This is a genomic window from Rhodococcus sp. P14 (genome assembly GCF_000256505.1).
Taxonomy (GTDB): Bacteria; Actinomycetota; Actinomycetes; order Mycobacteriales; family Mycobacteriaceae; genus Rhodococcus; species Rhodococcus ruber.
The window spans coordinates 1-11378 of record NZ_AJFC01000201.1 but is presented as its reverse complement, the minus strand read 5'-3'; the positions used below and the strand labels follow the sequence as shown (position 1 = coordinate 11378).

The window sequence follows — 11378 nt, the reverse complement described above, 5'->3', positions numbered from 1 at the left end:
CCCCCCGGAGTCGCTGCCGCCCGAGTCGCTGCCGCACGCGGCGAGGGTGAGCGCGGCGGCGCAGGTCAAGCCCACGGTCGCGGTGGCGGCGCGCATTCGGCGGGGCAGTCGCACTGTTCCATCTCCTGTGATCACGTTCGGCCGGACGGCCGGGAGGGGCGCGGTTCCACCTTATTGGAAACCGTTACCGTTCCACTTTAGCGGATGTCCGGGTCCGCGCCCATCCGGCCCGATTCGTCGCCGCGGCGCCGACCCGATACCGTCCGTTCATGCCCAGGTCTCGTCAGCCGCGTCCCCAGGCCACCCTGGCGTCGATCGCTGCCGAGCTGAAGATCTCCCGCACCACCGTCTCCAACGCCTACAACCGGCCGGACCAGCTGTCCGCCGAGCTTCGCGAGCAGATCCTCGAGGTCGCCAAGCGCCGGGGCTACGCCGGCCCGGACCCGATGGCCCGTTCGCTGCGTACCCGCCGGGCCGGGGCGGTGGGCGTGCTGCTCACCGAAGCGCTGAGCTACTCGTTCCGGGATCCGGCCGCGATGAGTTTCCTGTCCGGCCTGTCCGAGTCCTGCGAGGCTGCCGGCGAGGGACTGCTGCTCATCCCCGCCGGGCCGGGCCGCGACGAGGAGGAGGCGGCCCAGGTCGTGCACGGCGCCGCGGTCGACGGCTTCGTCGTCTACTCGGTGCCGTCCGACGACCCGTATCTCGCGGCCGTCCTCGAGCGGAACCTGCCCCTGGTGGTGTGCGACCAACCCCGCGGCATCGCGAGCGCGCCGCTGGTCGGCATCGACGACCGCGGCGCGATGCGTGGGCTCGCCGAGCACCTCATCGGTCTCGGCCACCACCGGATCGGGGTGCTGTGCATGCGTCTCGGCCGTGACCGCCGCGACGGCGTCGTCGATCCCGCCCGCTTCGAGTCCGACCGCTTCCACGTCCAGCACGAGCGGATCATCGGCGTGCAGGAAGCCCTGCGGGCGGCCGGGCTCGACCCCGCGAGCCTCACCGTCGTCGAACGCTATGCGCACACCGCGGAGGACGGCGCCTCCGGTGCCGCGCAGGCGCTGGCGGCGGACCCGACGATCACCGCCCTGATGTGCACCACCGACGTTCTCGCGCTCGGCGCGCTGGCGTGGGCGCGCAGCGCCGGTCTCGAGGTGCCCGGACAGTTGTCGATCACCGGCTTCGACGGGATCGGCGAAGCCCTGCGCGAGGGCGTGACCACCGTGCGCCAGCCTCAGGAGGAGAAGGGCAGGCGCACCGGCGCCCTGCTCATGGCCGCACCGTCACACTCCGGGGTCGCGACGGTGGAGACGCTCCCGACGGAACTGCTCATCGGCCAGACCACCGGCGTGCACGACGAGACGTCGATCTACGCCGAGTGATCGACGGCCGACAGCGTCCGGTCCGCCTCCGCCGGTGCCGCCAGCAGCTGCGCGCACCGCAGCAGCCCGAGGTGGCTGTACGCCTGGGGGTGGTTGCCGAGTGACCGCTCGGCCACGGGGTCGTACTCCTCGCTGAGCAGGCCCGTGGGGCCTGCCGCGTCGACGAGCTGCGCGAACAGCGCCTCCGCCTGCGGACGGGCACCCACGAGGAGGTATGCCTCCACCAGCCACGCCGCGCACAGGTGGAAGCCGCCCTCGGTGCCGGGAAGGCCGTCGTCGTGCAGGTAGCGGTACACCGTCGACCCGCTGCGCAGTTCCGCCTCCGTGGCGACGACCGTCGCGTGGAATCGCGGGTCCTCGGGGTCGATGAGCCCGGACAGGCCGATGAACAGCGTCGCCGCGTCGAGGTCGGTGCCGTCGTAGGCCGCGGTGTAGGAGCAGACGTCCTCGTTCCAGCCCTTCTCCAGCACCTCCTCCGCGATCTCCGCGCGCAGGCCGGCCCAGCCGTCGCCGGCGGTGCGCCCGAAATTCTCGGCCAGTGTCAGCGCGCGGTCCACGGTCAGCCAGCCCATGACCTTCGAGTAGACGTGGTGGCGCGGGTTGTCGCGGATCTCCCAGATGCCGTGGTCGGGCTCGAACCAGCGGCACTCCACGGCGGTGACCATGGCGCACACCAGTTCCCAGTCCCGGTCGGTGAGGGCCCGGTCGTGCGGGACGCCGCGTTCCTCCCGGCGGTGTGCCAGCGCCGAGATCAGGTCCACGATCGGACCGAACACGTCGAGCTGGACCTGCTGGCTCGCGGCGTTGCCGACCCGCACGGGCCGGGAGCCCGCGTAGCCGGGCAGCGTGTCGATGACTGCCTCGGGCGGCAGGGCACCACCCGCCAGCGTGTACAGCGGGTGCAGGCGCTCGGGGCCCGGAACGGTGTCGAGCACACGGTGCACCCAGTCCAGGTAGGCGTCCGCCTCGGCGAGCGACCCCACGCTCACCAGGGCATGCGCGGTCAGCGCGGCATCGCGCAGCCAGCAGTAGCGGTAGTCCCAGTTGCGGACGCCGCCGATCTCCTCGGGCAGCGACGTGGTCGCGGCCGCCATGATGGAGCCCGTCGGCGCGTGCACGAGGCCGCGCAGGGTCAGTGCCGACCGCTTCATCAGGTCCCGCTTGAGCGGCGGCAGGTCCAGGCCCGCCGCCCACTTCCACCAGTACTCCTCCGCGGATGCGCGCCGCTGCACCTCCGCGACGGGGTGTGGACCGATGTCGTCTGTGCCGCAACGGAATTCGAGGATGATGTCGCCGTCCGACGGGTCGACGACGGCGTGCGCGGTCTGATGGGCGCCGTCGGTGGTGATGTTCCACTCGACGCCGGGGGAGCGCAGCACGTACGGCTCGTTGAAGCCCAGTACCCGCAGGCCGTCCGCCACGGGCTCGAGCCCGACCTGGCCCTGGCCGAACTCGGGGCGCGGGGCGAACGTCACCACCGCCCGGGCCTTGCCGGTGATGACGCGGGTCAGGTCGGTGCGGCCCGGCTCGACGTCGTGCGGAAGGTAGTCGATCACCGCGAGGCTCGCCCAGCGGGTCACCACGGTCATGGTGCCGTCGATGTAGCGCTGGCTCAGGGGCAGGGCCTCACGGCTCGGCCCGATGGTGAAGTGCCCGGCGGGTTCGCCGCCGAGCAGGTGCGCGAACACGGCGGCGGAGTCCGGCTCGGGATGGCACAGCCACGTCACCGTGCCGTCCGGGGTCAGCAGGGCCTTCGCACGCGGGCTCGCGAGCATCGTCAGCCGCTCGATCGGGCAGGCCGCCGCCCCCGAGAGCCATGTGCGGCGCTGCTCGAGCAGGAACGCCAGCGCGGCCGCGACATCCTCGACCGTGCCGATCCGGTATTGCGCGGCGGTCTCGCCGTCGCCGACCTTGACCCCCACGTCCGGGCCGTGGAGGGACGCGAAGGCCTTCTCGTCCGTCACGTCGTCGCCGAAGAAGACCGCGGCGCTCGCCGACTCCTGATGGCGGATGATGTCCAGCGCGTGGCCCTTGTCGGTGGGCACGACCGCCAGCTCGATCACGGCCTTGCCCTCGGTGACCTGCACCCCCGGGTGCCGGGCGAGATCGCCGCGGACCAGCGACAGTGCCTGCTCGGCATCCCCCGGGTCGGCGTTGCGCACGTGCAGCGCAGCACTCGCCGGCTTCGACTCGACGTGCACACCCTCGTAGCGGGCGGCGATCACTTCGAGCTCGGCGACGATGTCGCGCAGCAGCTGCCGGGCATCGCTGTCGATGGCGTGCACGAAGCCGATGTCGAACTCGGAGCCGTGGCTACCGACGAGCTGCACCTCGGCGGGCAGGCGGGACAGGGCGGCGAGATCCTTCAGGGCCCGGCCGGAGATCACGGCGGCGGCCGTGGACGGCAGACCGGCGAGCGCGCGCAGAGCGCGGACCGACTCGGCGTTCGGGAACGCCTTGTCCGGATCCGAGACGATCGGCGCGACGGTTCCGTCGTAGTCGGAGGCCACGAGGAGTCGCGGGGTCCGCGCCAGCGCGACGAGGGCGCGGCGCAGGTCGATCGGGAGGTCTTGGGCGCTCACTCACTCAAAGGTAGGTGATCGGGCCGCCGGCGTCGTCTCCCATGTCCGGTTCGGGACGTGTTTCCCGTTACAGTTGCGCGACTCGCGGCGCAGGTCAGCCTTCCTGGACCGGAATCGAGGCCGGCCGGTGCGAGCCGTCGCCGAGCAGCAGCTCGACGGTCAGCTCCAGCCGCCGCGCGACGTCCGTCGCGGACGAACGCCGCGTCAGCCACGCCACGAGGTTCGACAACCACACGTCGCTGATCACCCGGGCGATCGCGAGCTCCTCTTCGGTGGGCTCGCCCTCGTTCATCGCGCGGGCGAACAGCCGGTCCATGAGCAGGCCGACCTGATCGACCTCGGCGGCGGCGGAGGCGTCGGCGAACATGAACGCCCGGGTCATGGCTTCGGTGAGCAGCGGGTCACGCTGCATGGCCTTGGTGATCAGGCTCAGGATCAGCTGCATCCGCTCGAGCGGGGTGTGACCGGGCGGGATCTTGCCCTTGCCTTCGATGCGTGCGAACTCGCGACCGAGGGCGGAGACGAGCAGATGCACCTTCGACGGGAAGTACCGGTACAGGGTGCCGACTGCCACGTCGGCCTTCTCGGCGACGGAGCGCATCTGCACGGCCTCGTACCCGCCCTTGGACGCGAGCGCCAGGGTGGCGTCGAGTATCCGCTTGCGGCGTTCCTTCTGGGCGTTGGAACTGAGGTCGTCCTCGGTGAGGGCGGTGAGAGTTCCGCTGCCGGTGGAACGCGAGCGGGACGATGTCGTCATCGAGATGTCTTCCTCTGCCTTGACTCTGAACCGGCTGTCATATTAGAACACGTTCTAGGCATTGTGTCATTCCCGAAAGGCGGAAACCCGCTGTGAGCATCGCCACCACCGACGAACAGCTGGCCGCCCAGGCCTCTGTGCAGGCCTGGGCGCGCGCCACGCCGCCGATCCAGAACCTACGTGACCACCCGGCCGGAATGTGGCAGCCGGGGTGGGCGTCCCTCGCCGAACTCGGGATCTTCGCCGTCGCCGTGCCCGAGGCCGCGGGCGGCGCCGACGCCACCGTCGTCGACCTGGCGACGATGCTCGAACAGGCTGCGTACCACCTCGCGACCGGGCCGGTGCTGCCCACCGCGCTGGCCGCCCTCGTCTTCGGGCGTGCCGCCGGTTCGGACGGCGCCAAGTGGGCGGAGCTGCTCGCCGAGGGCGCCCTGCCCACCGCGGTCGCGCTGGACGGCGCACTCACCGCGACCGCGCGGGAGGGCGGGTACGACCTCGACGGCGATGCGGGAACGGCGATCGGCGGCGAGCCCGGGGTCGCGGTCCTCGCCCGTATCGGCGCCGGCGACGGAGCCGAATGCTGGGCGCTGCTCGAGGCGGACACCCCCGGGCTGAGCCTCGAACCGCTCGACACCCTCGACAAGTCCCGGGCCCTCACGCGAGTGCGGCTCACCCGCGTCGCAGTCCCGACCGACCGCGTCGTCTCCGTTCCGGCAGGTCTGGTCCGCGACCTCGCCGCCACCCTCGCCGCGGTCGAACTGGCCGGTGTCGCCGGCTGGGCACTGACCACGGCCGTGGAGTACGCCAAGATCCGCGAACAGTTCGGAAGGCCCATCGGCTCCTTCCAGGCGGTCAAACACCTGTGTGCCGAGATGCTGTGCCGCACCGAGAAGATCCGGGCGACGGCCTGGGACGCCGCCGTGGCGGCCGATGCGGCGCCGCACGAACTGCCACTGGCCGCGGCCGTCGCCGCTGCCGTGGCTCTCGACGCCGCCGTGCAGAACGCCAAGGATGTCATCCAGGTGCTCGGCGGCATCGGCTTCACGTGGGAGCACGACGCGCACCTGTACCTGCGCCGCGCCGTCGCCCCCCGCCAGCTGCTCGGCGGCTCCGCGGCCTGGCGGGCCCGGGTCGCCGGCCTCGCCCGCTCCGGCGCGCGTCGGCACCTCACCGTCGATCTGAGCGCATTCGACGACGAACGCGCGCGTATCCGCGCCGAGATCGCACAGCACCTCGACCGGCCCGGACCGCAGCAGCGGGCCGCGCTCGCCGAGGCCGGGTTCCTGGCCCCGCACTGGCCGCCGCCGTACGGACGGGGCGCACACGCCGCGCAGCAGATCCTCATCGAGGAGGAACTCGCGTCCGCCGGGGTGGAGCGGCCCGATCTGGTCATCGGGTGGTGGGCCGTGCCGACCATCCTCGAGCACGGCACCGCCGAGCAGGTCGAACGTTTCGCCGCACCGACCCTGCGCGGGGAGATCGTCTGGTGCCAGCTGTTCTCCGAGCCGGGCGCAGGATCCGATCTGGCGTCGCTGCGCACCACCGCGGAACGGGTCGACGGCGGCTGGCGCCTGCGGGGGCAGAAAGTGTGGACGTCGCTCGCGCAGGAGGCGGACTGGGCGATCTGCCTGGCCCGCACCGATCGTGACGCCCCGAAGCACAAGGGCATCACCTACTTCCTCGTCGACATGAAGTCCGCGGGCATCACCGTCTCGCCGCTCCGGGAGATCACCGGCGACGCGCTCTTCAACGAGGTGTTCCTCGACGGCGTGTTCGTCGCCGACGAGTGCGTCGTCGGTCCGCTCGGCGGCGGGTGGCGGCTCGCCCGCACCACGCTCGCCAACGAACGGGTCGCGATGAGCGGCGGGTCCTCGCTCGGGAAGGCGGTCGAGCAACTGCTGGACCTGGTGGCGCCCGGCGACCCGGTGGCCGAGGACCGGATCGGCGGGCTCGTCGCCGAGGCCACGGCCGGCTCGCTGCTCGAGCTGCGGACCACCCTGGCGCAGCTCGACGGTCAGGATCCCGGTCCGGCATCGAGCGTGCGCAAGCTGATCGGCGTGCGGCAGCGTCAGGACACCGCGGAGCTCGCGATGGATCTCGCCGGCGAGGCCGGCTGGGTCGAGGGGCCGCTGACGCGCGAGTTCCTCAACACGCGTTGCCTGACGATCGCCGGCGGCACCGAGCAGATCCTGCTCACCCTCGCAGCGGAGCGCCTGCTGGGTCTGCCGCGCGGCTGAGCGGTACTTCCACGTGCCGCGCCGAGGTGATACAACTAGAACACGTTCTAATCGAAGGTGGATCCGTGGACTTCGCTCGTGACGACACGCAGGAGGCCGTGGCCGAGGTCGCGGTGGGCCTGCTGGCCCGCGGCCTGGGCCCGGACGAACTGTGGCGTGCCCTCGCCGACGCCGACCTGCTCTCTCTCGCCCTGCCCGCGCGGCTCGGCGGTGACGATCTCGGTGTCGCCGAGGTCGCCGCTCTGCTCACCGAGATCGGACGCGGCGCCGCACCCGTGCCGGCCCTGGCCACCCTGGGCTTCGGCGTGCTGCCCGTCCGGACCCTCGCCACCGCGGCGCAGCAGGACGAGCTGCTCGCGGACGTCGGTGACGGCGCCGTCCTCACCGCCGCTCTCGCCGAGGCCGGCCGGGCCTTCCCGGCGTCGCCTACCGCCACGGCGGTACCCGACGGGGAACGCCACGCCGTCACCGGGCACTTCGTCGGCGTCCCCTACGCGGCGACGGCGCGACGGATCCTGGTGCCCACCGCCGCCGGTGTGATCGCCGTCGAGCCCACGGCGCCGGGCGTCACCCTCATCGAGAGCCCGTCGTCGGCCCGTGCTCCCGAGTTCTCCGTGCGGCTCGACTCCGCGCCGGGCCTGCGCCTCGGCGACGGCGCCGAGCCGGCCGCCGACGTCGCCGCCCTGTACCGTCTGGCGCTCGCCGCGGTCGGTGCCTACGCGGACGGACTGCTCTCGGGGGCAACGCAACTCACCGCACAGCACGTGAGCACCCGCCATCAGTTCGGCAGGCCGCTCGCCACGTTCCAGGCGGTGGCCCAGCAGATCGCCGACGTCTACGTCACCTCCCGCACCCTGCACGTCGCGGCACTCGCCGCGGCCTGGCGCGTCGCGCAGGACGCCCGCAGCGCCGCCGCGGACGACGACCTCGACGTCGCCGCGTACTGGATCGCCGCGGAGCTGCCGCCCGCGATGGGCGTGCTGCACCACTTGCACGGCGGTCTCGGCGTGGACGAGACCTACCCGCTGCACCGCTATTCCTCGACCGCAAAGGACCTGGCGCGCCTGCTCGGCGGCGCCTCGTACCGACTAGACCTCGTGGGGGCCCGGTGTTCATCGACCTGACCGACGAGCAGTGCGCGCTGCAGGCGGAACTGCGACGGTACTTCGCAGATCTGATCTCGCCCGAGGAAGCCGCGATCATGCGCACCGAGCGCCACGGACCCACCTATCGGGAGGTCGTGCGCCGGATGGGCAAGGACGGCTGGCTCGGAGTCGGCTGGCCCGTCGAATTCGGCGGCCGCGGCTTCGGTGAGGTCGAGCAGCAGATCTTCGTCAACGAAGCCGTGCGCGCCGACGTGCCGCTGCCCAGCGTCACCCTGCAGACCGTCGGGCCGACCCTGCAGGTCTACGGGACGGAGGAACAGAAGCGGAAGTTCCTGCCCGCCATCCTCGCGGGGGAGGTGCACTTCGCGATCGGCTATTCCGAGCCCGACGCCGGAACCGACCTCGCGGCGCTGCGCACCACGGCCGTGCGCGACGGCGACCACTATGTGGTGAACGGGCAGAAGATCTTCACCACCGGCGGCCACGACGCCGACTACATCTGGCTCGCGGTTCGCACCGGCAGCGCCGACTCGCGGCATCGCGGCATCTCGATCCTCATCGTGGACACCAAGGATCCCGGCTTCGGCTGGACGCCCATCATCACCTGCGACGGCGCGCATCACGTCAACGCCACCTACTACAGCGACGTGCGCGTCCCGGTCGAGATGCTCGTCGGCGAGGAGAACAAGGGCTGGCGGCTGATCACCACCCAGCTCAACCACGAACGCGTCATGCTCGGCCCCGCCGGTCGCGTGGGCGGGCTCTACGATCGGTTGTCCGCCTGGGCCCGTTCCCGGGACCTGCTCGGCGAGCCCGACGTGCGGCGCGCGCTCGGCGAGATCCATGCGACGTTCCGGCTCAACGAACTGCTCAACTGGCAGGTCGCCGCCAGCGAATCCGAGGCCGTGGACATCGCGGACGCGTCGGCCACCAAGGTGTTCGCCACCGAACGCATCCAGCGCGCGGGCCGGCTCGCGGAGGAGATCGTCGGCCGGTTCGGGGACCCGGGCGACCCGCCGACCGCGGACCTGCTGCGCTGGCTCGACATGCAGGTCAAGCGGAACCTGGTGATCACCTTCGGCGGCGGTGTCAACGAGGTGATGCGCGAGCTGATCGCGACGGCGGGCCTGGCCATGCCCAGGGTTCCGCGGTGAAGGAGGACGTGTCGATGAGCACCGGCGTGCCGGGTCCCCACGACGAGATCCGCGCGGCCGCCGAGCGCGTCCGCGCCGACGGGCCGTCCAAGCCGCGGGCGGGCCGTGACCCGGTGAACCTGCCGCTGATCCGCAACTGGCTCGAGGCGATCGGCGACGAGAACCCGATCTACACCGACGACGCCGCCGCGATCGCGGCCGGCCACGCCGGCCCCGTCGCGCCGCCGGCGATGGCACAGGTGTGGACGATGCGAGGCCTCGGCGCCAAGCGCGAGGAGGACGATCCGCTCCGCCGGATGACGGAGATCCTCGACGAGGCGGGCTACACGTCGGTCGTCGCCACGAACTGCGATCAGCTCTACCACCGCTATCTGCGCCACGGCGAGGAGGTGACCATCGAGTCCACCCTCGAGGACCTCGCCGGACCGAAGAAGACCGGCCTCGGCGAGGGCTGGTTCTTCACCACCCGCAGCGTGTGGAAGGTCGGCGACGAGGTGGTCGCCGAGATGCTCTTCCGCATCCTGAAGTTCGCGCCACCTTCCCGCGCTACCGACCGAATGTCACATCCCGTCGATTCGATCGAACCGATGTCACATTCGGCCCTCACGGTTCCGGAGGATCTCGACCCCACCCGCATGCTGCGGCCGTCCGCGTCGCAGGACACCCGGTTCTTCTGGGACGGTGTCGCCGCGCACGAACTGCGGATCCAGCGGCGCCCCGACGGCACGCTGCAGCATCCCCCGGTGCCGGCCCTGTGGCTCGACAAGGACGAGACGACGGACTACGTCGTCGCGTCCGGCCGGGGCACCGTCTTCAGCTACGTGGTGCACCACGCGCCGAAGGTGCCGGGCCGGACGGTGCCGTTCGTCGTCGCCCTCGTCGAACTCGCCGAGGGCGTCCGGATGCTCGGGGAGCTGCGCGGGGTGGACCCCGGCGACGTGCGCGTCGGGATGCCCGTCGAGGCAATCTTTCTCGATTTCCCGGGCGACGACGACACCGGCGGTGACCCCTGGACCCTGTACGCCTGGCAGCCGAGCGAGGAGCGCGCATGAACGTGGCAACGGCCGGACAAGCCCTGCCGCCGTTGACGATCCGGGCCGACCCGACATTCGTCGTCTCGACTGCGCTGGCCACCAGGGACTTCCAGGATGTGCACCACGACCGCGACAAGGCACAGGAGCGCGGCTCGAAGGACATCTTCGTCAACATCCTCACCGACACCGGACTGGTGCAGCGGTACATCACCGACTGGGCGGGCCCGCGCGCGGTGCTGAAGTCGATCTCGTTGCGGCTGGGGGTGCCCTGGTACGCGTACGACTCGCTCACGCTGACCGGAACCGTCGCCGCCGTCGAGGACGACGGTCGCATCACCGTCGACGTCGTCGGGAGGAACGGTCTGGGCGATCACATCACCGCGAAGGCCGTCCTCGTGATCGGAGGCACCGCATGAGCGAATTGTCCCGTCGCGCCGCCGTCGTCGGTATCGGCGCCACCGACTTCTCCAAGGACTCCGGCCGCAGTGAACTGCGCCTGGCCGCGGAGGCGGTGCGGGCGGCGCTGGCCGACGCCGGACTGCGCCCTGCGGACGTCGACGGCCTGACCTCCTTCACGATGGACACCAACACCGAGATCGCCGTCGCCCGTGCGGTGGGCATCCCGAGCCTGAAGTTCTTCTCGCGGGTCCACTACGGCGGCGGCGCGGCCTGTGCCACCGTGCAGCAGGCGGCAATGGCCGTCGCCACGGGGGTCGCGGAGGTCGTGGTGGTGTACCGGGCATTCAACGAACGCTCCGGTGCGCGGTACGGCCAGGTCAACACCGCGCTGTCCACACAGGTCAATTCCTCGGGCACCGACTACGCCTTCTCCTATCCGCACGGTCTGGGTACCCCGGCGTCGTTCGTGGCGATGGCCGCCCGACGCTACATGCACGTCACCGGCGCCACCAGCGCGGACTTCGGGAAGGTCGCCGTCGCCGCGCGCAGGCACGCCGCGACGAATCCGCACGCCTTCTTCCACGGCAAGCCGATCACCCTCGACGACCACCAGAATTCGCGGTGGATCGCGGAACCGCTGCACCTGCTCGACTGCTGCCAGGAATCCGACGGGGGTGTCGCGCTCGTCGTCACCACCACCGACCGGGCCCGGGACCTGCCGCAGCCGCCC

8 protein-coding genes and 1 pseudogene are annotated in these 11378 nt (G+C 71.6%); 7 read left to right on the top strand and 2 right to left on the bottom strand.

Translation table 11 applies throughout. The annotated features are described in order from the left end of the window. Positions 1-269: 269 nt before the first annotated feature. Positions 270-1379, top strand: a complete 1110-nt coding sequence (locus tag OEY_RS0114355) for a LacI family DNA-binding transcriptional regulator (protein WP_010594551.1) — start codon at positions 270-272, stop codon at positions 1377-1379. Here OEY_RS0114355 and otsB read toward each other — a convergent pair. Both otsB and kstR read right to left on the bottom strand, forming a co-directional pair. Beyond that, entirely contained in the window at positions 1367-3961 is a 2595-nt protein-coding gene (gene otsB, locus OEY_RS0114350; RefSeq protein ID WP_010594550.1) for a trehalose-phosphatase, read from the bottom strand. The two genes, OEY_RS0114355 and otsB, sit on opposite strands and share 13 nt — an antisense overlap. A 94-nt stretch (positions 3962-4055) precedes the next feature. Next, on the bottom strand, positions 4056-4718 hold the full coding sequence (kstR, locus tag OEY_RS0114345; protein ID WP_003935941.1) for a cholesterol catabolism transcriptional regulator KstR: 663 nt from the start codon (positions 4716-4718) through the stop codon (positions 4056-4058). 92 nt (positions 4719-4810) lie between these two features. Between kstR and OEY_RS0114340 the strand changes: the two genes are divergently transcribed. The 6 genes and pseudogenes from OEY_RS0114340 to OEY_RS0114315 form a co-directional block, all read left to right on the top strand. Next, positions 4811-6955 (top strand): acyl-CoA dehydrogenase, encoded by a 2145-nt coding sequence (locus OEY_RS0114340; protein WP_010594549.1) that lies wholly within the window; start codon positions 4811-4813, stop codon positions 6953-6955. A 65-nt stretch (positions 6956-7020) separates the two neighbouring features. Beyond that, positions 7021-8079: an acyl-CoA dehydrogenase family protein gene (locus tag OEY_RS0114335; protein WP_010594548.1), complete on the top strand. Its 1059-nt coding sequence runs from the start codon at positions 7021-7023 to the stop codon at positions 8077-8079. Next, a complete protein-coding gene (locus OEY_RS0114330; protein ID WP_010594547.1) occupies positions 8064-9215 on the top strand; it encodes an acyl-CoA dehydrogenase family protein in 1152 nt (383 codons plus the stop codon). Before OEY_RS0114335 ends, OEY_RS0114330 begins: the two co-directional genes overlap by 16 nt. A gap of 14 nt (positions 9216-9229) precedes the next feature. Continuing rightward, a complete protein-coding gene (locus tag OEY_RS0114325; protein ID WP_010594546.1) occupies positions 9230-10267 on the top strand; it encodes a bifunctional MaoC family dehydratase N-terminal/OB-fold nucleic acid binding domain-containing protein in 1038 nt (345 codons plus the stop codon). After that, positions 10264-10665: a MaoC family dehydratase gene (locus OEY_RS0114320; RefSeq protein ID WP_010594545.1), complete on the top strand. Its 402-nt coding sequence runs from the start codon at positions 10264-10266 to the stop codon at positions 10663-10665. The genes OEY_RS0114325 and OEY_RS0114320 overlap by 4 nt, the downstream gene beginning before the upstream one ends. Next, positions 10662-11378, top strand: a pseudogene (locus tag OEY_RS0114315) (lipid-transfer protein); the annotation flags it as partial. The gene OEY_RS0114320 and the pseudogene OEY_RS0114315, both read left to right, overlap by 4 nt.

Bases quoted from the DNA above. Each gene is read 5' to 3' on its own strand.
- OEY_RS0114355 (WP_010594551.1), top strand. From the start codon at position 270: ATGCCCAGGTCTCGTCAGCCGCGTCCCCAGGCCACCCTGGCGTCGATC.
- kstR (WP_003935941.1), bottom strand. From the start codon at position 4,718: ATGACGACATCGTCCCGCTCGCGTTCCACCGGCAGCGGAACTCTCACC.
- OEY_RS0114325 (WP_010594546.1), top strand. From the start codon at position 9,230: ATGAGCACCGGCGTGCCGGGTCCCCACGACGAGATCCGCGCGGCCGCC.
- OEY_RS0114320 (WP_010594545.1), top strand. From the start codon at position 10,264: ATGAACGTGGCAACGGCCGGACAAGCCCTGCCGCCGTTGACGATCCGG.